Source organism: Acinetobacter zhairuonensis (assembly GCF_022601715.1).
Taxonomy (GTDB): Bacteria; Pseudomonadota; Gammaproteobacteria; order Pseudomonadales; family Moraxellaceae; genus Acinetobacter.
Genome location: NZ_JAKVIM010000005.1, coordinates 38,682 through 60,413, shown reverse-complemented (window position 1 = coordinate 60,413; position 21,732 = coordinate 38,682). Strand labels below are relative to the sequence as shown.

At 42.8% G+C, this 21,732-nt stretch carries 22 protein-coding genes; 12 read left to right on the top strand and 10 right to left on the bottom strand.

Going from position 1 to position 21,732, the window contains the following annotated elements; genetic code table 11:
- Positions 1-84: 84 nt before the first annotated feature.
- Positions 85-330, bottom strand: coding sequence for a SlyX family protein (locus MKI85_RS05485; RefSeq protein WP_241625767.1), 246 nt, complete (start codon positions 328-330; stop codon positions 85-87).
- Positions 331-363: 33 nt separating this feature from the next.
- On the opposite strand from MKI85_RS05485, the gene MKI85_RS05480 reads away from it, so the two are divergent.
- Positions 364-2,259: an ATP-binding cassette domain-containing protein gene (locus MKI85_RS05480; RefSeq protein WP_241625765.1), complete on the top strand. Its 1,896-nt coding sequence runs from the start codon at positions 364-366 to the stop codon at positions 2,257-2,259.
- 104 nt (positions 2,260-2,363) lie between these two features.
- On the opposite strand, the gene MKI85_RS05475 is transcribed toward MKI85_RS05480, so the two are convergent.
- Together MKI85_RS05475 and MKI85_RS05470 are read right to left on the bottom strand one after the other, a co-directional pair.
- A complete protein-coding gene (locus tag MKI85_RS05475) occupies positions 2,364-3,335 on the bottom strand; it encodes an acyltransferase family protein (RefSeq protein ID WP_241625763.1) in 972 nt (323 codons plus the stop codon).
- A gap of 58 nt (positions 3,336-3,393) precedes the next feature.
- On the bottom strand, positions 3,394-3,852 hold the full coding sequence (locus MKI85_RS05470; RefSeq protein ID WP_241625761.1) for a GNAT family N-acetyltransferase: 459 nt from the start codon (positions 3,850-3,852) through the stop codon (positions 3,394-3,396).
- Positions 3,853-4,024: 172 nt separating this feature from the next.
- On the opposite strand from MKI85_RS05470, the gene MKI85_RS05465 reads away from it, so the two are divergent.
- The gene (locus MKI85_RS05465; protein WP_241625759.1) at positions 4,025-4,960 is read left to right on the top strand and encodes an LpxL/LpxP family acyltransferase; all 936 of its coding nucleotides are present in this window, start codon (positions 4,025-4,027) and stop codon (positions 4,958-4,960) included.
- Between the two features lie 105 nt (positions 4,961-5,065).
- The gene (locus MKI85_RS05460; protein WP_241625757.1) at positions 5,066-6,172 is read left to right on the top strand and encodes a glycosyltransferase family 4 protein; all 1,107 of its coding nucleotides are present in this window, start codon (positions 5,066-5,068) and stop codon (positions 6,170-6,172) included.
- Positions 6,173-6,470: 298 nt separating this feature from the next.
- On the opposite strand, the gene MKI85_RS05455 is transcribed toward MKI85_RS05460, so the two are convergent.
- Complete coding sequence (locus tag MKI85_RS05455) at positions 6,471-7,589, bottom strand: endonuclease/exonuclease/phosphatase family protein (RefSeq protein WP_241625755.1); 1,119 nt, start codon at positions 7,587-7,589, stop codon at positions 6,471-6,473.
- 190 nt (positions 7,590-7,779) lie between these two features.
- Between MKI85_RS05455 and asd the strand changes: the two genes are divergently transcribed.
- From asd to truA, 5 genes are all read left to right on the top strand, one after another.
- Positions 7,780-8,898 (top strand): aspartate-semialdehyde dehydrogenase, encoded by a 1,119-nt coding sequence (gene asd, locus MKI85_RS05450; protein WP_241625753.1) that lies wholly within the window; start codon positions 7,780-7,782, stop codon positions 8,896-8,898.
- A 141-nt stretch (positions 8,899-9,039) separates the two neighbouring features.
- Entirely contained in the window at positions 9,040-10,482 is a 1,443-nt protein-coding gene (locus MKI85_RS05445) for a FimV/HubP-related protein (RefSeq protein ID WP_241625751.1), read from the top strand.
- A gap of 69 nt (positions 10,483-10,551) precedes the next feature.
- A complete protein-coding gene (locus tag MKI85_RS05440; protein WP_241625749.1) occupies positions 10,552-11,868 on the top strand; it encodes a hypothetical protein in 1,317 nt (438 codons plus the stop codon).
- Between the two features lie 46 nt (positions 11,869-11,914).
- Entirely contained in the window at positions 11,915-12,886 is a 972-nt protein-coding gene (locus MKI85_RS05435; protein ID WP_241625748.1) for an asparaginase domain-containing protein, read from the top strand.
- A gap of 18 nt (positions 12,887-12,904) precedes the next feature.
- Positions 12,905-13,702 carry a tRNA pseudouridine(38-40) synthase TruA gene (gene truA / locus MKI85_RS05430; protein ID WP_241625746.1) on the top strand — a complete coding sequence of 266 codons (798 nt, stop codon included), beginning with the start codon at positions 12,905-12,907 and terminating at the stop codon, positions 13,700-13,702.
- A 65-nt stretch (positions 13,703-13,767) separates the two neighbouring features.
- Here the strand turns inward: truA and MKI85_RS05425 are convergent, their stop codons facing one another.
- Positions 13,768-14,775 (bottom strand): AraC family transcriptional regulator, encoded by a 1,008-nt coding sequence (locus tag MKI85_RS05425; protein WP_241625744.1) that lies wholly within the window; start codon positions 14,773-14,775, stop codon positions 13,768-13,770.
- Between the two features lie 229 nt (positions 14,776-15,004).
- Here MKI85_RS05425 and infA point away from each other — a divergent pair, with 229 nt between their 5' ends.
- Both infA and MKI85_RS05415 read left to right on the top strand, forming a co-directional pair.
- Positions 15,005-15,226 (top strand): translation initiation factor IF-1, encoded by a 222-nt coding sequence (infA, locus tag MKI85_RS05420; RefSeq protein ID WP_001284370.1) that lies wholly within the window; start codon positions 15,005-15,007, stop codon positions 15,224-15,226.
- A 139-nt stretch (positions 15,227-15,365) separates the two neighbouring features.
- The gene (locus MKI85_RS05415) at positions 15,366-15,758 is read left to right on the top strand and encodes a hypothetical protein (RefSeq protein WP_241625742.1); all 393 of its coding nucleotides are present in this window, start codon (positions 15,366-15,368) and stop codon (positions 15,756-15,758) included.
- Positions 15,759-15,821: 63 nt separating this feature from the next.
- Here the strand turns inward: MKI85_RS05415 and leuB are convergent, their stop codons facing one another.
- The 4 genes from leuB to leuC all read right to left on the bottom strand — a co-directional run bounded on the left by leuB (position 15,822) and on the right by leuC (position 19,698).
- Positions 15,822-16,901, bottom strand: coding sequence for a 3-isopropylmalate dehydrogenase (leuB, locus tag MKI85_RS05410; RefSeq protein ID WP_241625740.1), 1,080 nt, complete (start codon positions 16,899-16,901; stop codon positions 15,822-15,824).
- 42 nt (positions 16,902-16,943) lie between these two features.
- A complete protein-coding gene (locus MKI85_RS05405; RefSeq protein ID WP_241625738.1) occupies positions 16,944-17,507 on the bottom strand; it encodes a hypothetical protein in 564 nt (187 codons plus the stop codon).
- Between the two features lie 100 nt (positions 17,508-17,607).
- Positions 17,608-18,258, bottom strand: coding sequence for a 3-isopropylmalate dehydratase small subunit (gene leuD / locus MKI85_RS05400; protein ID WP_241625737.1), 651 nt, complete (start codon positions 18,256-18,258; stop codon positions 17,608-17,610).
- Positions 18,259-18,279: 21 nt separating this feature from the next.
- The gene (gene leuC, locus MKI85_RS05395) at positions 18,280-19,698 is read right to left on the bottom strand and encodes a 3-isopropylmalate dehydratase large subunit (RefSeq protein WP_241625736.1); all 1,419 of its coding nucleotides are present in this window, start codon (positions 19,696-19,698) and stop codon (positions 18,280-18,282) included.
- Positions 19,699-19,925: 227 nt separating this feature from the next.
- On the opposite strand from leuC, the gene MKI85_RS05390 reads away from it, so the two are divergent.
- On the top strand, positions 19,926-20,168 hold the full coding sequence (locus tag MKI85_RS05390; protein ID WP_241625734.1) for a DUF2061 domain-containing protein: 243 nt from the start codon (positions 19,926-19,928) through the stop codon (positions 20,166-20,168).
- Positions 20,169-20,290: 122 nt separating this feature from the next.
- Positions 20,291-21,148, top strand: coding sequence for a LysR family transcriptional regulator (locus MKI85_RS05385; protein WP_241625732.1), 858 nt, complete (start codon positions 20,291-20,293; stop codon positions 21,146-21,148).
- 52 nt (positions 21,149-21,200) lie between these two features.
- On the opposite strand, the gene MKI85_RS05380 is transcribed toward MKI85_RS05385, so the two are convergent.
- Positions 21,201-21,707, bottom strand: a complete 507-nt coding sequence (locus MKI85_RS05380) for a DUF2628 domain-containing protein (RefSeq protein ID WP_241625730.1) — start codon at positions 21,705-21,707, stop codon at positions 21,201-21,203.
- Between the last annotated feature and the right edge of the window lie 25 nt (positions 21,708-21,732).

The following is a 21,732-nucleotide window of genomic DNA, read 5'->3' as shown; positions in this document are numbered from 1 at the left end:
CTGGCAAAAGGTCAAGCCTTGCCCTGTGCTCCCACGTTTGAAATGAAGCGAATTAAAGCACTTCAATCCAGCATTCAAACAAGATCAATAATGTGGGGGCACATTGGTTAAAGGATCAAAAACTTCGATACCTTCCGATAAATCGGAAGATTCCATACGTTGATACAACAGCTGCATTTGTTTTTTTAAATCAGCAATTTCGATACTTTGACGCGCCACCTGATCATTTAATTGATCAACTAAATCATCCAAAAATGCAATTCGGACTTGCAAATCTTCAATGGGTGCGGAAAATGACGCCTGATTATCAAGATTTTGTTGTTTAGTCATTTAAAGTCCTCATTTGAGATTTCAGGAAACACTATGGCTTATATTACGTTAAGGGATGTCCAACTTGCATTTGGTGGACCTGCCCTGCTCGACGGCGCGAATTTCAACCTAGAACGTGGCGAACGAGTATGTTTGATTGGCCGAAACGGTGAAGGTAAGTCTACGCTACTTAAACTCATTGAAGGTAGCCTACTACCAGACGCTGGCGAAGTTTCCATTCAAAATGGATTAACCGTATCCATGCTGGCACAGGATGTCCCTATGTCCTCAGGCAAAGTTGCAGATATCGTTGCCGATGGCGCAGGCGAAGCTGCAACCGTACTGAAAGCATACCACGAAGCGAGTGATGCCTGCACCTTGGGTGATATGGAAGCCTGCGACCACATGGGTAATTTACAACACAAATTAGATCAGCTAGATGGCTGGGCTTTGGAAAATAAAGTCAATGCCATTTTAAGCAAGATGGGACTTGATCCGAATGCAGATTTGGCAGATCTCTCAGGTGGACGTAAACGTCGTGTGTTATTGGCACGCGCCTTACTGACGCAACCTGATGTGTTACTGCTCGATGAGCCAACCAACCATTTGGATGTCGAAAGCATTGAATGGTTAGAAAAGTTCTTGATGGATCAAAATAACCTGACGCTGCTCTTTATTTCGCATGACCGTTCGTTTGTAGACAGCATTGCCACGCGTATTGTGGAGCTAGATCGTGGCGTTTTACGCAGCTATGAAGGCAACTATTCACGCTACCTCGATTTAAAAGCACAGCAAATGGAAGCAGAAGAAAAGCAAAATGCGTTATTTGATAAAAAATTAGCAGAAGAAGAAGCCTGGATTCGCCAAGGTATCAAGGCACGTCGTACCCGTAACGAAGGTCGTGTCCGTGCACTAAAAGCTTTACGTGATGAATCCAAAGCACGTCGCTTCCAACAAGGCAAAGTCAGCATGGCGACCCAAGATGCCAATCGTTCTGGTAAATTGGTATTTGATATTGAGCATCTGAGTGTCTCGTATGATGACAAGCCGCTGATTAAAGATTTTTCTGCCTTGGTGATGCGTGGTGACCGTATTGGTTTAGTCGGTGACAACGGGGTTGGTAAAACCACGCTGATCAAAGCGATTCTGGGTGAAATCGAACATGGCGGTTCGGTGAAAACAGGGACGCAATTGGAAATCGCTTATTTTGACCAATTACGTAATGCACTAGACCTCGAAAAAACCGTGATGGCTAACGTGTCAGAAGGCTCTGACTTCGTTGATGTCAATGGAAATCGTCGTCATATCTACAGCTATTTACAAGACTTTTTATTCTCACCAGAACGTGCTCGTACGCCTGTCAAGGCCTTATCAGGTGGTGAACGAAACCGTATCTTATTGGCAAAACTGTTGCTTAAGCCGTCCAACCTCATCGTCATGGATGAGCCAACCAATGATTTGGATATGGTGACGCTGGAACTGCTTGAGGAAATGCTGTCTGAATATAAAGGTACCTTGCTCTTGATCTCACATGACCGTGCTTTTATGGACAACGTAGTGACTTCAACTTGGGTGTTTGATGGTAAAGGCAATATTGATGAATACATTGGTGGTTATCAAGATTACCTCGAACAACGCCCAGATCAAAAAGTCGTTGATCAAAAAAGCGATGTAAAAAAGGCACAGGCCAAAGCCGAAGCAAGTGCTGCTCCGAAAAAAGTTAAACTCAGCTATAAAGATCAACGTGAGTTAGAGCAACTGCCTGCTGAAATTGAAAAACTGGAAACTGAACAAGCGGAACTTTCTGACAAACTGGCAGATGGTTCGTGGTTTGTTTCGGATGCCGATGCGGCAACCAAGGCTTCTCAGCGTCTCGCAGAAATTGAAGAATTACTGTTAGAGAAATTAGAACGTTGGGATGAACTGGAAAATCTTAGCAAAGGCAATTAATTCAGCCGAGCTTTATTCCTCAAATGCCTAAACAGGCATTTGAGGACATTTTAATCATCCATCAATCAAAAACGTCGTCATCTCTTTTGAAACATTTCTATATTTTATTTTTGCCAGAGCTTACTGGCTGGCTTCACTAACCATAACGACAGTTGTCGCAACATTTGATCAAATACACTTTGTCGTAATATCCAACAGGTCAAAATCGAAAGCAGAACACACAGCCCAATTTTCCATTCAGGCGAAATTTCTAGTTGAATCAAACGTGCCAGCCAAATCACCACAAATCCATGTAACAAATAAACAGGTAAGGTATTTTTCCCCAACAGTGTAAAACGCGATCCCAAACCTTTAAATAACGCCAAAAGGGTTAAGATTCCCCAACTTGAGAGGAATAAACAAGCCAAACGAGTCAAACTCCCCTGCCAAATATTTACTTTAAGTTGGGCATAACTCAAACTGCCGTACCACCAGTATTGACTCAAATGGGTCGAATATAGAATCAGCATGATTAATCCTAGACTCAGACCACCGAATATTACTGCATGTTTCTGTTGCTGTAGGGTCTCTAATACACGATGTCCATAACGACAGCCCAGCACAAAAAACGGCAGAAAAACACAAATTCGACCGATCGAATAAACATAATTATTCCACGGTGATAAGCCAATTCCAAAAGCAATCAATACTGCGAAGAACAACGCAAAGCGGCTTTGATAGAACAGATGCATAAACAGCGTCCACGCGATCATCCCCATGAGATACCACATCAGCCAATAAGGTCGCTCAAACAGGTTAAATCGCCATTGCCCCGTCATCAAAGCATCTGAAATTAAGTACAGCAATTGAAAGGGAATAAACAAAGCAATAAAAAAAATGATGTTTTTTAACCAATTTTTATCTTTATACAACATGCCTGAAATAAAAATAAAAGCAGGCATATGTATGGCATAAATGGTTTCCAACAATACATGACTACTCGGTTGCGACCAACCAATCATGCGTTCCAGAAAATGCCCGAGCACTACCAAAAAAATGAGACCCGCTTTAGCGCTATCCAATGCTTCATTTCTCATATATCGGCACAGCAATAATTTGAAAATATGTAATATTTTAACACCAGTGCACTCAAGTTTATTGAGATGAATAGTGTTTAGTCATCGGAATAAAATGAATACCTTTATCTTCGATTGCAGGTCCTGTTGTCACAAATCCAAATTTCTCATAAATCTTTTGCGCATAAGCACTGGAATTGACGGTAATTTTATCGACCCGCTGCTGCTTGATTTTCTCTTCAATAAAATTCCACAGCAACGTACCGTAACCCTGACCATGCAACGCTTTAATCAGGAAAAAATGCAAGACATGTGCAGGTTCTAAATAAGCAACTAATCCTACAATTTCCTGATCAAGTTCAGCGACAAAGTAATGTATACCTTGCCGTTCGAAAATGGCTTGAATCGCTTCTGGTGTAAATCGTTGCCGCCCTTGCTCGTTAGCAATAATATCTTCCACAAACGGGGCAATCACAGCAACAATGGCAGCTGTGTCTTTAGACGTTGCTTTTCTTATCAATAAGTCTGAATTTATCACGTCGCACCCCCATCCTCTTCAATATTATTTTCATGTAAAACATTCTCAACTGCACGCACATGAAAAGCAATGATAGTCACACCCGAGTTCACCCACCTTCAGCCGAACAGTGTCCAATTATTTCCGCTTCATGTTACACTCAAAGCATTCTTTTCTATGCTTTTCATCATTTATGAGCAATAAGCCAGACTATCAACCCGGTGAATTTCAATGGTCCTTTCTACTACCGCAATATTGGGGTATTTGGCTAGGCATTGTTTTCCTCATGATACTGGCGATTTTGCCATGGGCGATTCAGCACCGTTTAGCCACTTTTCTTGGAAATATTGCTTTTAACAAGCTCAAATCACGACGTAAAACTACGGTGCGTAATTTAGAAGTGTGTTTCCCCGAATGGAGTCCAGAGCAGGTTCAAGACAATGCCCGTCAGGTCTTTGTCGATCAAATGTTAGGGGTGTTTGAAACCCTGAATGCATGGTACTGCCCACAATGGTTCAAAAACCGCGTCACTATTGAAGGCTTAGAACATATCCAAACTGCTCAAGCGGCAGGAAAAGGGGTTCTACTGCTGGGAACGCATTCTACCTTGCTAGATGCAGGCGGTTATTTATGTGCACAATACTTCGAACCAGATGTGGTCTATCGTCCGCAGAATAATCCGCTGTTAGACATGCTGATTTACCGCTGTCGTGCCACCATTTATGCCAATCAGATTGACCATGATGATATGCGCGGTCTAATTCGCAATCTGAAAAATGGGCATGCCATTTGGTATAGCCCCGATCAGGACTTTGGCTTAAAGCAAGGCGTGATGGCACCCTTTTTTGGCGTGCCTGCGGCGACAGTCACAGCCCATCGACGTCTACTCAAAATCTCCAAAGCTGTTCCAGTACCGCTTTACTTTTATCGGCATGGCGATGTGGCTAATCCGAAATATCATCTTTTGATTGAACCTGCGGTGGAAAATTTACCCAGTGAAGATGAAGTTGATGATGCTACACGGGTGAATCAAATTATCGAACGTCAGCTTCGGATTGCACCTACACAATATATGTGGTTTCACCGCCGCTTTAAAACTCGTCCAGAAGGCTATGAAAAGGTTTACTAAGAGTAGAATTACTGTTGTGTAATTTCGATTATTTTACTGCATGCTGTTTTCGTTTTCACATCACTTGAACAGCACAACATCTCAAATCAAATAAGGATAAATTCAATGAAAGTGATGCAGCTTCTTCCTGAACTGAATAGCGGAGGTGTTGAACGCGGTACATTAGAAATTGCCAAAGCATTGGTCAGCCAAGGACATGAGTCACTCGTCGTTTCCAATGGCGGACGTATGGTGGCTCAACTTGAAGCCGAAGGTTCCACCCATTTAAGCTTAGCGATTCATAAAAAATCACTGTCGAGCCTATGGCAAATTCGTCCATTACGTCAACTCATTCAGCAACATCGTCCTGATATTGTGCATGTGCGTTCACGAGTACCTGCTTGGTTAACCCATTTTGCCTTAAAGGGCATTCCAGCCGCACAACGCCCGCATCTGATTAGTACCGTACATGGTTTTTATTCTATCAATCGCTATAGCGCGATTATGACCCAAGCGGAGAAAGTCATTGCGGTATCGGACAGTGTGGTGCAATACATCACCGAGCATTATAAAAATTGTCCTCCACAGGATATTATCCGCATCTACCGCGGTATCGATCCTAAAGCTTTTCCGCATGGTTATCAGCCTTCGGTACAATGGATTCAACATACGTTAAAAGACTATCCGCAACTCGAACATAAATTTTTGTTATGTTTACCCGGTCGAATCACACGACTGAAAGGGCATGAAACCTTAATTGAATTGATTCAACAGTTAAATGAACAATTCCCTTACTTACATGCCATCGTTGTAGGTGGTGCTGACCCGAAAAAAGCCGCCTATTTAGATGAACTGCAACGCAGTATTCAGAGCAAAGGTCTGGAACACCAAATTACCTTTGTCGGACATCGTTCGGATATTCGTGAATGGTTGGCCTATAGTGATGTGGTTTTATCACTCTCCAATCAGGCAGAAACTTTTGGACGTACCGCACTAGAGGCTTTGTCTGTAGGTACGCCTGTTGTCGGTTGGAATCGAGGTGGCGTGGCTGAAATTTTATCAACAGTTTATCCGCAAGGTCTGGTTCCTGTCGATGATCAAGCCGAAATGATTCGCGTGGTACAACAGCATATTGAACATCCAAAACAGGTTGCACCAGTGACCCGGTTTAGCTTGCAAGATATGTGTGATCAGACTTTAGCGCTGTATCAAAACATTTTGAAATCGTCATAATTTTTAAATATTTTTCAGATAGCCTAAAACACATAACCCGAGTTCTGCTTCCTGCAAAACTCGGGCATATGAGGTTGTGCTTTCAATCATAATTCTTGTTTTGGTGTTTGGTCATCCTAACCAGCCATCATTTCCGTGATGATTTTCCTTCAGCTTCGTCTTCCTTAGTGGGATATTCCGTTCCCTGCTCCTTGTGCTGATGAAGTAAGAATAAAAGAATTCTTCAGTTTCGACCATTCGTCAGAGACCGAAACCTTTGTAAGCAATTTCGTACACAATTTTTTCATCAGTATGCAAACTAATTCTCCTTTTTATAATCCTGCGCTATTTCATCAGTCACTCTTTTCACTTCTTGTTCTGCCTTTTCAATCCCCTCCTGAATGGCTTGCTGCGCTTCTTGTTCATCTGCATCGGTTTGTTCAAGCTCTTCTTGCTGCTGTTCAAAGACACGCCCTGATTGTAATTCCACATAAATCGGAAAATGATCCGAGCCAATATGTGGCAACCGCTGCATCTGAATCAGCGCAAAATCGGTACTATGAAATACGTGATCTAAAGACCAGCGTAAAAAAGGATAATCGGCATGAAAGGTATTCACATAGTGTCGTCCAACTCGAGGGTCCAGTAGGCCACTAATACGCTGAAATAAACGTGTGGTTCTTGACCAAGCCACATCATTCAAATCCCCCATCACAATACAGCTTTGATCCAGCTCTTTAATTTGATCCCCAACAATGAGCAGTTCTGCATCACGCAGGGTGGAATCTTTGGCTTCTGTCGGGCTTGGTGGTTTGGGATGCAAACAGTACAACTGCACAGGCTGTCCCGATGGCAGCATTACCGTGGTATGTATCGAGGGAATTTCATCACTCAAGATGAATTTGACTTCAGTATCCTTTAACTGCAAACGGCTGTATAAGTGCATGCCATACAAATTATCTAAAGGAATTGGGACACGATAGGGATAATCCTGTTCAAGTACCTGTAATGCCTGCTGCCAGCGCTGATCGGTTTCCAAAGTCAAAATCAAATCAGGCTGAAATTTGACAATCTGTTCAATCAATAAATGATGTTGGGTATTGGGTGTGAGCACATTGGAAATCAGCAGGGAGATTTGCCGCTCGTGCTGTAGTTGCGCCTCGGAAACGGTTTTTACCTGTTTTTTCCACAGAAAGGTATAGGGCAAAACCATTTTCAATTGATAAGCCAGCGCTGCGATTAAAGCGATAAGGATCAATTCACGTTGTAAATCCCAAGCTGCTGACCAGAAAATCAATAAAACAAATGCCAGCAGACCCAGCGCGAGGATTTGCAATCGAGGGAAATCTGCACCGCGAATCCACCATTCATCACGCGGGATCAAGGACCAAAAAGTTAGAATCACCACTGTGACTGCCAAAACTTCCACCCAAATCATATTGTTTTTCTCAATCGTATGCCGTTTGGTAAAACTAAGTCTGGACTAACTTTATCAATTTTGTATGTATCATAAACAAGTTATTTCGTTCAATTATCGTGATGTTTTACTTATGTAGTGCTTGCAGTTGTGGTCGCTTTTGATACACTCAAACCCCTTTTATTTTTTTAACGCACCGAGGCAAAATGACATGAAAGTAGGTCTGGTCGGTTGGCGCGGGATGGTTGGTTCCGTCCTTATGCAACGTATGGTTGAAGAGAATGACTTTGCTCACTTTGAGCCATTCTATTTTTCTACCAGTAATGCAGGTGGTGAAGCGCCTGCATTTGGTGGTAAGACTGCCCCAGCACTTATGGATGCAACAGACATTAGTAGTCTGAAGCAAATGGATGTCATTATTACCTGTCAAGGTGGTGATTATACTTCTGAAGTCTTTCCAAAGCTGAAAGCTGAAGGCTGGAGTGGCTACTGGATTGATGCGGCATCTACCCTACGTATGGAAGATGAAGCAATTATCGTACTTGATCCAGTTAACATGAATGTCATTAAAGATGGCTTAGTGAATGGCACTAAAACATTTGTAGGCGGTAACTGTACCGTTTCATTGATGTTGATGGGTTTAGGTGGTCTATTCCAAAACAATTTGGTGGAATGGGCAACCTCAATGACGTATCAAGCAGCTTCTGGTGCAGGCGCGCAAAACATGCGTGAGCTGATCACAGGTATGGGCTACTTGTATAACAACACCAAAGATTTGTTAGATGACCCACGTTCTCCAATTCTAGACATCGACTCTAAAATTGCTGAATTACAACGTGGTGAAGGTTTCCCATCTGCAAACTTTGGCGTGCCTTTAGCGGGTTCACTTATTCCGTACATTGACAAACAGCTTGAAAGCGGTCAATCGAAAGAAGAGTGGAAAGGTCAAGTTGAAACTAACAAGATCTTGGGCAACCAGCAAATCGTTCCAATTGATGGTCACTGTGTCCGTATCGGTGCAATGCGTTGCCACTCTCAAGCGCTGACGTTAAAACTGAAAAAAGACGTCCCGCTTGATGAAATCGAAGATATGTTACGCAATGCCAATCCGTGGGCGAAAGTTGTACCAAATACACGTGAAGCGTCCATGACTGATCTTACTCCTGTTGCAGTTACTGGTACCTTGACTGTTCCAGTGGGCCGTTTACGCAAGTTGAACATGGGTAAAGAGTATCTAGGTGCCTTCACTGTCGGTGACCAATTACTTTGGGGGGCTGCTGAGCCACTCCGTCGTATGCTGCGTATCCTAATTGAATTTAAAAATGCATAAGTATTTTTAAATTTTCAAACAAAAGCCGATCAATTATGATCGGCTTTTTATGTAACTAGAATGTTATCCATTTACAATTCCTCAACATCTCGGTAATGTATAATTCTCTCGTTGCGATATATGACCAGAGTCAAAACTAAGATGACTGTATATAACAAATTAAAAATTGCTATTCTCGCCATTATTGCATCGCAAAATCTTCACGCGATTAGTATTGATCCTCTACAGATTCAGTCTGCGCCTGGGGAACTGCTTTATGCAGAAATTCCGTTTCATCATGCGAAAACAGATGAGCCTGTCCAAGTCAGTTTGGCAACTCCTGAAGAGATCAATACCCTAGGGGTCATGCATCAGCCACCAGGTCATCTTAATTTCTTTTCTCGACAAAACAGTGCTGGCGAAGGTGTAATTACCATTACTTCCTCACGCCCATTGACTGAGTCTGAACTGAATATCGTGGTCCGTATTCAAGAAGGTAGCGCAGTACATTTACGTCATATTCGTACGCCAATTCAACGTACAGCGGCACCAAAACCCATGTTTAATGCCAAAACTAATGAGAAAGTGCTCAACCCAATCATGATTGTCAGTGAAAAGGATATTGCACTGAATTTACCAACCAGCACCCAATTTCAGGCACCGATCACAACACAACAAGCCACATCCAACAATGATGTAGACGCACTCAAAACTAAACCCATTCAACCACCCAAATTGACAAGTCTGTCTGAATCAGGTGATGCACCTGTCGTCGTATCCAGCTTAAATACAAGCAGTGCACCCAAAATAGACGCTCAAGCAGCTGAGCAGACTGCAACCAAATCTGAAACCCCAGACACAACGATTGCCAAACAGACCACGAACACACTGAGTCCATCATCTCAGCAGTCTGCCGATCCTTTAGTACAGCAATATCAGAAAAATTCAGCAGCAAAGACGGCTGTAACTTCAGCGCCAACACCAGAAAATACTAAAGCCACAGCTGAAGCAAAACCACAAGCGACAAAACCGACTCCAACTGCACCTGTTTCTGAACGGAAAAATCCAGCAAATAATCAACATGTGGTGCAAAACAATGAATCCCTCTGGGCAATTGCACAACGGGTTTCCTCAGAACAAAATCGCCCGATTGGCGAAGTAATGCAGCAAATTAAAAGTCAAAACTCGCACGCATTTATCCAAGGCGATATCAATCGCCTACGTCGAGGGGTGACGTTAAACCTACAAACCAATACCAATAAACCACAGCAGAAGATCGTTACACCAGCAGACACCACGGTCAAACAATCTGGCAAAGCCAAATATCGTCTCAATCAAGCAGAAATGAGTTTAATTGCTGAAAAGAGTTCTGAAGCGACGAATGGGACGGCAAAACAGAAGACTGAAAATGAACAAATATCAAATGAATTGTCATCAAAAGTTATGACATCTCGGGAAAAAACCGTTAAATTACAGAGAAACGTAACCCAGCTGGAATTGGCACTACGTCAAAAGGACCAGAGAATTCAATTATTAAATGCTCGTCTTGCACAATTGCAACAACAGTTGAAAGCACAACAAGCACAGAAAAAGCCAAACAGCTAACGTGTTATATAATTTTTTGATATTAGAATCAGTGTCTTAAGCTTGCATTTGATTCATAAGGGGTAAAACATGCTGATTTATGTGATTCCGTTTGTACTGTTGTTAGTCATCGCCATTGTGCTAAAAAAACGTGAAGCAAGTAAAGAAGCCGATAAGGCACCAAAAAAAACAGCGGCGGCTCGTACTAAGAGCAAAGCAACCTCAAGTAAACAGAAGGCTACCCATAAAAATGAGCCACTTGTTGCAGAAGCCCCTATCTCAGATCAAAAGCAAGTCACACAGCTGAGTACTGAATTAAAAAAGCAAATTCAAGACCTCATTCGCGATCGAAACTACTTTGCTGCAGAAGCGCAAATTAACCAGGCATTAAATAAAGATAATACGCAACACGAGCTGTATTTATTTTTATTGGATATTCATCTTCAACAAAAGGATGAATTTGCAACTAGCCAATTATTCAACCATTTACGCTCACTTGAATTAGAAGAAACACTGGCTCAAGCTGAACAGAAAAAAGCGGCCTATGAAGCAGAACATACTTCTGCCTTAGAAACGACTGCTCTTCAATCTGAAACGTCAACATCTTCGAATCAATCGACAACACAAACTCAAACCACACATAGTTTCGACTTTGATGCCCTGATTCAAGATACGACATCAAAAAACGCTAACGAACAAACAGCTTCTGATACGACTGCAGCTGCAGATCAGCCTCTAGAATTTAAATCGTTTAGTTTGACTCCAGAATCGAACGAGCCATCACCAGCAACCACTGAACATTCAGCTCAACCGCTGCAGTTTAGTCTTGAAGATACTCCATTAAAATCTACGGATGCGCCTGCTGAGGTGCCTCAGACTGAAGATAAACCTCTCGAAAAAGAGTTAAAGGATCTAGAATTTTCTTTCAATCTGGACCCTGCTCCAACGGTTGAAAGCGCTTCTGAACCTGTAGCGGTGCCTGCTGAAGATACGGTAGAGGATAAACCAGAGTTCAAATTTTCTTTTGACCTTGAGCAATCTCCTACTCCTACAGAAACAACCACACAGATTGAAGAAGAAGCTCCTGCTGTTCTTCCAGCACTTTCTTTTGATTTAGACCCGTCTGACCGTGCAGCAACTCAAAGCATTCCACAAGAGATTACTGAGCCTGCTACATCCTTTGCAGCTGTGGCTCAGGAAGAGGTTAATTTAGAAGATCCATTAGTCCAATCTTTCCCTGAACTTGGACAAATCAGTGAAACCTCACTCGATCTAGATTTAGCCGAGCAATATATCCAGTTCGGTTCTTATGAAGCTGCCCGCCAGCTTTTAGCTGCAAATTCGAATAAATTTTCGACAGAGCAACAACATCGTGCAGAACAGTTACTGAATCAAATAGCATCTTAAAGCATTTCCCTCTACTATAAAGCAGTCATACTTGACTGCTTTTTTTATGATGAAAAAAATTGCTTTGATTTATATGGGTGGGACCTTTGGCTGTGTCGGTGAGCCGCTTAGCCCGATGCCTGCAATAGAGTTTCTGCCTCAACTTGAGAAAGTTTTACCACTGGATCTTGCCATTGAATGCATGGTTGCACCTGTCATTAAAGACAGTAGTGCTTGCACACCTGCGGACTGGTTGCAATTGGTCCAATTTATACAACAACTGCAATTACAACAATTCCAGCATTTTGTCATTATTCATGGCACAGACACCCTCAGCTATGCCAGTGCAATTCTCTCCAGATTTTTAGGACAATCTGCACATGTCGTGCTCACGGGCAGTCAATATCCATTACTCAATATTCAGGGGCAGGACACACGCGAATTCACCGATGCCATCGACAACCTGAGTTTTGCACTGCATGCGGTTCATACTCAACCAGTCGGAGTATATCTCGCCTTCCATCAACAACTGTTACATGGACGCAGTGTGTTAAAACACCACACCACGGAACTGGATGCCTTTGCGGGTTTGAATAGCCAACACGAGCTGCCTCAACCGAGTTCGGCATATTTGGTCAAAGATGAAGATTTGGTTAAAGCAGATCAGTTCAATTGTCTGAATTTAATGATGCAGCCGATTGCTTTGGATCCTCAATTACAGAATCTACAAACCATCGCACAGCGTCCACCCCAATTTCTGATTTTACAAGGCTTTGGTACGGGTAATCTGGCGGTAAATGCCGCGTGTATAGCACTCTTTCAACAACTCCGCCAACAAGGCTGTATGGTGCTGCTCACGACTCAGGTCAGCTTTGGTAAAACCGACCAGCGCTATGCGATTAGCAGCTGGATTCAGGAAGCCGGCGTGCTGGTCAGTGATTGTATCAGCCATGCCGATTTGTATGCCAAAGCGCTGTTGATGTATCTCAAGCATGATTCCATTGATCAATGCTTCACCCACTGGCATGACTCGGTTTAATCAAAGGTAAATAGATCTATGCAACGCTTTGCCATTGGCATCGAATTTTCAGGCGCAGCTTATCGTGGTTGGCAAACCCAACAAGCAGGTGTAATTAGTGTACAAGAAACGCTTGAAACCATCCTGAGTAAAATTGCAGCCGAACCGATTATGCTGCATGGTGCAGGTCGTACCGATGCAGGTGTCCATGCGACCAATATGGTGGCACATTTCGATACGCATGCCATCAGACCACTGCGTGGCTGGTTGATGGGTGCCAATAGCCAACTGCCTAAAGATATTGCTATCCAGTGGATTAAAGAGATGGATCATGAGTTTCATGCCCGTTTCAAGGCACAAGCCCGTCGCTATCGCTATGTGGTCTACAATCATCCACAACGCCCTGCTTTACTGCATAAACAAGTGACCCATGCTCACTATGCTTTAGATGTAGAAAAGATGATTGCTGCAGCAAAAAAATTCGAAGGTACGCATAATTTCGAGAGTTTTCGTGCCGCTGCTTGCCAGTCCAATCAGCCTGTGCGCCACGTCAGTCATTGCCGCTTAATTCGACATGGGGCTTATTTGGTGCTGGACATTCAAGCCGATGGTTTTTTACACCATATGGTGCGTAATATTATGGGCTGTTTACTGGAAATCGGACAAGGGATGTATGAGATTGACCATATTGACCAGATTTTTGCCGCACAAGATCGTAAAGCAGCGGGCGTGACTGCCCCACCTGATGGTCTATATTTTATTCATGCCGACTATCCAGCACAATTCGATTTACCTAAAGTACCTTTAGGACCACACTGGTTAAATATGCCTGACTGAGTCCTTTGTTCTATTCATCCCAAAATAAAAAACCTCCATAGGGAGGTTTTTTATTTTGAAGTAAATTAACGTTGTTTACGCTTACGGTATTCAACAGGCGTTTCATTGGTCCAGCGCTTAAATGCACGATAAAATGTGCTCGGCTCGGAAAATCCTGTCAGATACACAATTCGCTCTACACTTTCAGTGGTATTCGCCAACAGTTTCTTGGCTAAGCGGCAGCGATAATCTGAAAGAATCTGCTGAAAGCTGGTATTGGCTTCACTGAGTTGGGTGCGTAGACGGCGCGGGGTAATATTTAAATGCGCAGCCACAGTTTCTAAAGTCGTTTCACCACTTTCCAGGGTTGAACCAATTGCACGACGCACTTCACCCACCAAATCATAGCGAGCCAGTTCCTGCAATTTTTCAATCGCCAGTTGCTCGTGCAACTGTAACAGTTCTGGTTCAGCTTGCCATAAAGGATAAGCCAAAATTGCAGGATCGAAATAAAGACGCGTTTCCTTTTGACCTAAGCTGACTGGGCACTCAAATACGCGAAAATATTCGTCATCTGATGCACCTTGAGAAAAGTTAAAGTCGATATATAAAGGCTGAAAACGCCCTTCAGTAATAAACTTAAAAAAGCGTAAGATGCCTGACATTGCACATTCAGAAAAATGTCGATTAATTAAATTTTCCGCCCAAGGCTGCTCACCGTTGGTCAGATAACAACGGTCATGTTCAATCACCAAACTTGCATGAAAAGCATCGCTAATCAGACGTTGGTATGCCAAAGCACGCTTTAAACCTTCGCCAAAATTTTCACTACTCACAAACAGATGTTCAATCACCTGTCCACGATATAAGGGTAAATGCTCCCCTAAATGCAAACCGATATCAGGGTCCTTACTGACGTCTTCGGCTGCTGTCCAAAATGCAAATTGTGCATTCAATGGGGTACGATCATTGGCCTGAACTTGATTTAAGGCCACCCCCGCTTTTGTTAAAATTTCTTCGGTTGGTAATCCTGAACGACGAATCGCCTGATAGCCCAATCGTAGTACAACCGATGCATCCGTTAGCTGACCCACGCAATGACCTTCCTTGTATGTGATTCATTTATACCTAAAACAATAAATTTAGATTAACTGTGATTGACCAAACTGACAACATCTATAGTCAATTTTTTCTGGAAATTTTTGAATCCATCAGTTCGCTTAATTTACTGCCAGCCAGCACGTTTGAAGAGGTTTGATTCTTGATTTTTTCTAAAAAATTGACTATAATTTGCCCCTTTCCAATTTGATCATCAGGTAGGCTATGGCCAATAAAGAGGAACTCATTGAGTTCGAAGGCGTTGTCACCGAAACGCTTCCTAATACGATGTTCCGTGTACGTTTAGAAAACGGTCACGAAGTAATTGCCCACATTTCTGGTAAAATGCGTAAACACTATATCCGTATTTTGACTGGCGACAGTGTGAAGGTAGAAATGACCCCTTATGACCTCACTAAAGGTCGTATCACGTACCGTGCACGCTAATTAGTGAATGCAAATGAAGCCACACCTGATGTGGCTTTTTTGTTGCCTAAATTCTTCTAATTCACCGCCTATCGCGATGTGCAACACTCTCAGCGACGGATGCTTATAATAAGAAAACGGCCATACATAGGACACTCCTATGAAGTTAGTTTCTCTCTTTCTCGGAAGCATCTTTCTGTATTTATCTGCCTGTGCGACATCGCCTTCCTCAAGCGTACAACTCCAGCAGTACCTACAAGGCTATATTGGTCAGTCGAGTCAGCGTATTATGCAAAACTTTGACCTCAGTACCCTCGGTTATGCTCCTGCCCAGCTGGTGAAACACAATCAAGAGGTCTTGATCTACAGTATTCCTCGAACAGTGAATATTCCGATTCCTATTCCACAAGCACCCAACAGTGCTGGTGAAGCCCCGATTTACATACCAAGTAACAGCGCGCAGCAGTATTCTACAGATCTATCTTGCAGGATCCTGTTCCAGCTCAAAAATGACATAGCAACATCCGTACAATATAGTCAACGTACGTGTTAACTGCGCTATTAAGTCCGTTAAAAAACGCAGCTCATGGCTGCGTTTTTTAACACGATGGATGAATTATGCAAGTGCCGCAACCACTGCTTGACCCATTTCTACAGTACCGACTTTATTCATGCCTTCAGACATAATATCCGCAGTACGTAAACCTTGATCCAAGACTTGACCCACAGCATCTTCAATTGCCTGTGCAGCTGCGTCTTCACGGAAAGTGTAACGCAACATCATGGCAACTGACAAAATCGTTGCCAATGGATTCGCAACGTTCTGACCTGCAATGTCTGGTGCCGAACCATGACATGGCTCATACATGCCTTTACCATTTTCATCTAATGACGCAGATGGCAACATACCTATCGAACCAGTCAACATTGCCGCTTCGTCAGAAAGGATATCACCGAACAAGTTACCCGTTACAATCACATCAAACTGCTTAGGTGCACGAACCAACTGCATCGCAGCATTGTCGACATACATGTGCGACAAATTAATTTCTGGGTATTGCTCTTCTTTTAATGCGGTAACGGTTTGCTTCCAAAGCTCAGTCACTTCAAGTACGTTAGCTTTATCGACTGAACACACTTTACCACCACGTAAACCTGCCAATTCAAAAGCAACTTTAGCAATACGCTTAATCTCTGATTCAGCATAAACATCGGTGTTAAAGCCTTGTTTCTCACCATTTTCAAGTTCACGAATACCACGTGGCTGACCAAAATAGATACCGCCCGTTAATTCACGCACGATCAAGATATCTAAACCTGCCACGATTTCAGGTTTTAAGCTTGAAGCATCTGCGAGTTGTGGATAAAGAATTGCTGGGCGTAAGTTCGCGAATAAATTCAATTCACTGCGAATCTTTAACAAGCCACGTTCAGGGCGAATCGAACGCTCAATCGTGTCCCACCTTGGACCACCAACAGCGCCTAATAAAATAGCATCTGCTTTTTTCGCCTGTTCTGCAGTCACTGCTGGGTACGGTTCACCATGGGCATCAATCGCTGCACCCCCCAACAAACCATGTTCCCATGTCAGACCTAAATTAAATTTTTCATTGACTCGGTCGAGTACATGTTCAGCCGCCTTGACAATTTCAGGACCAATACCATCACCCGCCAAAATCAAAATTTGTTTAGACATGAGAACTTCCATTATTACATCAGTACATTGACTGTTTAGAGATTAATTTTTTTGCTCTACAAACTCACCTAACCCCGTTTGCGGGTCATATGGTCTGCAAAAGCGACGAATTGTTTTTTGTTGTTGCTGCAAATCGACACAAAGCGGGTCAGGCACAGACGCATTCAGCAAATTGACATGCTGCCGAGTACGATCCCGATACATTTTAAAAGTATAGGTCTGCTTGGCTTTGAAGGCATGAATCACGTGCAAGGTTTCTGCTCGGTCTGGTGAAATCGGATAAAATCGAATCACCAGTTCCTGCTGCTTTGCAGGTGCAGATAAATACAATGCATTCGGCTGATTCAGCGTTTTTGCCTGTAGACGCACCAAACCTTTATCAATCGCATCCGCATTTACTCGATGCGTTTTAGCATCCACAATGAAGACATCACCTAGACGCTCAAACTCACAATTATGCGTACCAGCACAATAAATTAAAGCATTTGTTGGCGTGTTCTCGGAGTATTCCACCTGCTTGATGCGTGCACTATCCACCCACTGGCATGCGCTGAGGGTACTAAACAATAATCCCGCAATGACACATTGACCGAGAACCTTCGTCATTTTGCTAGCCCAACCTTGCGTAATAAAGCATTGATCATGTTGATGATGCCCCGATGTTAGCAAGAGTTGGGCGGTGTTGTCATGAGTAAATATGCAACCTTTAGCCTTGAATTTCTTGGAAAACCCAAGGACGAGACTGTTTGGTTTTTTCTTCATAGGCACGAATATCGTCTTGTGCCTGTAAAGTTAAACCAATGTCATCCAGACCATTTAACAAGCAATGCTTGCGAAACGGATCAATTTCAAACTTGAACGCTTCACCTGAAGGTGTGCGAACTTCCTGTGCAGCAAGATCAATCGTCAATTGATAGCCTTCAGTCGCAGCACATTCTTTGAAAAGTTGATCGACAATCTCTTCAGCCAAAATCACAGGTAACATCCCGTTTTTAAAGCTGTTATTAAAGAAAATGTCGGCATAGCTTGGTGCAATCACGGTACGAAAACCATATTCTTCCAATGCCCAAGGCGCATGTTCACGGCTTGAACCACAACCAAAATTGGCGCGGGAAATGAGAACCGAAGCCCCTTGGTAACGCGGTTGATTGAGCACGAAGTCAGGATTTTTCGGACGTTTAGAATTGTCCTGTCCTGGATAACCTTCATCTAAATAACGCAATTCATCAAATAAATTCTCGCCAAAACCAGTACGTTTGATCGATTTCAAGAACTGCTTTGGAATAATTAAATCTGTATCGACATTGGCACGGTCTAATGGTGCAACAATACCTTGTTCAACGGTATAAGCTTTCATTATTTGCTCCCTTCAACCCAATTAAAATGTACGAACATCGACAAAATGACCTGCAATTGCTGCCGCTGCTGCCATTGCTGGACTAACCAAGTGCGTGCGACCGCCATTGCCCTGACGGCCTTCAAAGTTACGGTTTGAAGTCGAAGCACAATGTTCACCTGGTTGTAATTTATCGGCATTCATCGCCAAGCACATTGAGCAACCTGGTTCACGCCATTCAAAACCAGCTTCAAGGAACACTTGATCCAAACCTTCTTCTTCAGCTTGTTTCTTCACTAAACCCGAACCTGGAACCACCATGGCTTGTTTAATGCTTGCAGCCACTTTACGACCTTTCACTACTTCTGCTGCTGCACGAATGTCTTCAATACGCGAATTGGTACATGAACCAATAAACACGCGATCCAATTGAATATCTGCCAATGCCTGACCCGCTTCCAAGCCCATGTAGTTATAGGCACGTGTCCAGTCATTGCGTTGTACGTCATCTTTCGCTTCAGCCAAAGTTGGTACTGCTTGAGACACTGGAATCACCATCTCAGGCGAAGTTCCCCAAGACACTTGCGGCTCAATCTCTTCACCTTGCAATACCACAACGGTATCGAATTCAGCATCGGCATCTGAGTGTAAGGTATTCCAATACTCAACCGCTGCATCCCATTGATCAGCTTTCGGTGCATAAGGACGATCTTTCACATAAGCAATGGTTTTATCATCGACTGCAACCATACCAACACGCGCACCGGCTTCAATCGCCATGTTACATACCGTCATACGTCCTTCAATCGACATATCGCGGAATACTTGACCACCAAATTCAATCGCATGACCTGTACCACCCGCAGTCCCAATTTTACCAATAATGGCTAAAACCACGTCTTTTGGTGTTACTCCCTGACCCAAAGTGCCATCCACGCGAACCAACATGTTCTTCATTTTCTTTTGAACCAAGCATTGGGTTGCCAATACATGTTCAACTTCAGAAGTTCCAATACCATGCGCTAAACAGCCAAAAGCACCATGCGTTGCCGTATGTGAATCACCACATACCACCGTCATACCTGGCAAGGTTAAACCTTGTTCTGGCCCAACCACATGCGCAATCCCTTGACGAATATCATTGATTTTAAATTCAACAATATTGAAGGCATCACAGTTGTCATCCAAGGTTTGTACCTGAATACGTGAAGTATCGTCTTCAATCCCTGCAATACCTTGCTCACGCTCTTTCTTCGAGGTCGGTACATTATGGTCAGGCGTTGCCACATTGGCACTTAAACGCCAAGGTTGACGTCCTGCAAGTTGTAAACCTTCAAAGGCTTGCGGTGAAGTCACTTCATGTAATAAATGACGGTCGATATAAAGTAAGCACGAACCATCATCACGTTGTTTTACTAAGTGGTCATCCCACAATTTGTCATATAAGGTTTTGCCTGCCATGTCGACGCGCTCCATAGAACTGGGTAATTTCTTTCATTAAAATGATTATAGCGTTGAAATAACATAAATCTAATTTATCATTTTTATAAATTTAAAAACTTTTTGGAATATTTAAATTCTAAATATAAATCGCATTATTCGATCATTTTTAAAAATATATTCGTTTTTACAGATGAAAATAAAATCATTATCATTTACTCATACACAGCAACTCAAGGTAATTTCTCATGGCTCACATTTATCATTTTGTACAACACAATCAACGCACCTTAAAGAAAACTTTTAGCTATTACATCATGCATATCAGTGTGGCGATGCTGGTTGGCTATTTTGTCACAGGCAGCTTGGTCATGGCGATTACCTTAAGTTTACTCGAACCGACAGTACAAGCGATTGCATTCTTCTTCCATGAAAAAGTATGGGACAAGAAATCTACCTCAGAACCTACAACTCAAGAAACCACAGCTTAAATAACTCCGCCTTGAGTCTGCTGACCTCTTTGCACCCTATCCTCGGGTGCTTTTTTTATTGCGTAAAGCTAAAAGTTTATAAATAATACATTACACATAAAAAAACTTTATGGATTACTCCTATGAATTTAGCCGCCTTTGAAGCATTTGTAAAAGTCATGGAAACAGGTTCTATTTCTTTGGCGGCAGATCAACTGTTTATTACCCAACCTGCTGTCACCAAGAGGATTCATAGCCTTGAAGACTATTTTGGGGTGAAATTATTTGAGTCAGCAGGACGTGGCGTACAAGCCACCCATGCTGCGCACTCACTGTTACCAAAAGTCAAAAACTGGTTAAACGAACTGGGAGATATTCACCACACCCTGAGCCATGAACAAGGTCAGGTGCAAGGTAAACTCAAGATTGGCACCAGTCATCATATCGGCTTGCATCATCTTCCGCATCATTTACGCAATTATGTACAACATTTCCCGCAAGTCACCCTAGATGTGCATTTTGTTGATTCTGAACAAGCACATGAACAAGTCTTGGCGGGTGATTTGGAATTGGCTTTTCTAACCCTTCCTCCCCAAGGTGATGCACGTCTAAAGTATGTGACCCTCTGGAACGATCCCTTGGTATTTGTGGCTGCGCCTTTTCATCCCTTGGCGCAGAAGAAAAATCTGAAGCTAGAAGATTTAATCGCTTACCCGAGCTTATTACCTGCAGCACAAACCTATACCAGTCAAATTACGCTGGCAGAATTTGAAAAGCAGGGTTTAAAGCCAAAAATCACCATGAGTAATAATCCACTGGAATCGATTCGGATGCTGGTTTCAATTGGTTTAGGTTGGTCCGTATTACCGCAGACCTTGCTCAATCAAGACTTACAACAACTCGATATTAGTTTTGAGATGAACCGTCAATTGGGTATGGTCTGGCACCCAGGGCGTACACAATCGAAAGCGGTACTCGAACTGATTGAAATGATGAAATAATCGTTGCAATAAAAAACCATCTCAAGGATGGTTTTTTTAACTTTATGTAGTCTTAAGAGGTCATCATTGCCAGTCCAATCAGCCCCAGTAGAATCAGCAGTGAAATTAAACCAGCAATGAAATTGGTTCCACCGTGGTTTTCTAACTCAGCAGTGAGGTCACCATTACCCAGCTGTCTTATCTTAGCAATCTGCTTATCGACATGATGCTTATACAAAGTATTACCAAATACACCAAATGCAACACTTAAACCAATGCTTGAACCAAAACCTTCAATCTCCAAAAGTGTTTCAACCATTCCAATCACAATCATCAAAGCGATTGCCATCAAAACATAGCTATACATTTTTCGATAAAATAACCAGACAACCCCTAAGAAAAAGGCTGCAATATTAAAGCCTGCATACGGCCTCTCTGTGGTCATTTTTTCAAATTGTTGTTGATAATAAGTTTTATATTTTTCACCGATAAATACAGCACGATCCTGCTCCAGCTGATTCATGCAGGTTGAATTTTCCAAGGACGTTGACGGTGGAACCGCTTGTTGATCTAAAGTCATATTTTTTCTTCTTCATTTATGGGTT

Bases quoted from the DNA above. Each gene is read 5' to 3' on its own strand.
- MKI85_RS05435 (WP_241625748.1), top strand. From the start codon at position 11,915: ATGATGAAAAAAATTGCTTTGATTTATATGGGTGGGACCTTTGGCTGT.
- MKI85_RS05385 (WP_241625732.1), top strand. From the start codon at position 20,291: ATGAATTTAGCCGCCTTTGAAGCATTTGTAAAAGTCATGGAAACAGGT.
- MKI85_RS05460 (WP_241625757.1), top strand. From the start codon at position 5,066: ATGAAAGTGATGCAGCTTCTTCCTGAACTGAATAGCGGAGGTGTTGAA.
- infA (WP_001284370.1), top strand. From the start codon at position 15,005: ATGGCCAATAAAGAGGAACTCATTGAGTTCGAAGGCGTTGTCACCGAA.
- MKI85_RS05440 (WP_241625749.1), top strand. From the start codon at position 10,552: ATGCTGATTTATGTGATTCCGTTTGTACTGTTGTTAGTCATCGCCATT.
- MKI85_RS05390 (WP_241625734.1), top strand. From the start codon at position 19,926: ATGGCTCACATTTATCATTTTGTACAACACAATCAACGCACCTTAAAG.
- MKI85_RS05480 (WP_241625765.1), top strand. From the start codon at position 364: ATGGCTTATATTACGTTAAGGGATGTCCAACTTGCATTTGGTGGACCT.
- truA (WP_241625746.1), top strand. From the start codon at position 12,905: ATGCAACGCTTTGCCATTGGCATCGAATTTTCAGGCGCAGCTTATCGT.
- MKI85_RS05465 (WP_241625759.1), top strand. From the start codon at position 4,025: ATGAGCAATAAGCCAGACTATCAACCCGGTGAATTTCAATGGTCCTTT.
- MKI85_RS05405 (WP_241625738.1), bottom strand. From the start codon at position 17,507: ATGACGAAGGTTCTCGGTCAATGTGTCATTGCGGGATTATTGTTTAGT.
- MKI85_RS05485 (WP_241625767.1), bottom strand. From the start codon at position 330: ATGACTAAACAACAAAATCTTGATAATCAGGCGTCATTTTCCGCACCC.
- MKI85_RS05455 (WP_241625755.1), bottom strand. From the start codon at position 7,589: ATGATTTGGGTGGAAGTTTTGGCAGTCACAGTGGTGATTCTAACTTTT.
- leuB (WP_241625740.1), bottom strand. From the start codon at position 16,901: ATGTCTAAACAAATTTTGATTTTGGCGGGTGATGGTATTGGTCCTGAA.
- MKI85_RS05415 (WP_241625742.1), top strand. From the start codon at position 15,366: ATGAAGTTAGTTTCTCTCTTTCTCGGAAGCATCTTTCTGTATTTATCT.
- asd (WP_241625753.1), top strand. From the start codon at position 7,780: ATGAAAGTAGGTCTGGTCGGTTGGCGCGGGATGGTTGGTTCCGTCCTT.
- leuD (WP_241625737.1), bottom strand. From the start codon at position 18,258: ATGAAAGCTTATACCGTTGAACAAGGTATTGTTGCACCATTAGACCGT.
- MKI85_RS05475 (WP_241625763.1), bottom strand. From the start codon at position 3,335: ATGAGAAATGAAGCATTGGATAGCGCTAAAGCGGGTCTCATTTTTTTG.
- leuC (WP_241625736.1), bottom strand. From the start codon at position 19,698: ATGGCAGGCAAAACCTTATATGACAAATTGTGGGATGACCACTTAGTA.
- MKI85_RS05445 (WP_241625751.1), top strand. From the start codon at position 9,040: ATGACTGTATATAACAAATTAAAAATTGCTATTCTCGCCATTATTGCA.
- MKI85_RS05380 (WP_241625730.1), bottom strand. From the start codon at position 21,707: ATGACTTTAGATCAACAAGCGGTTCCACCGTCAACGTCCTTGGAAAAT.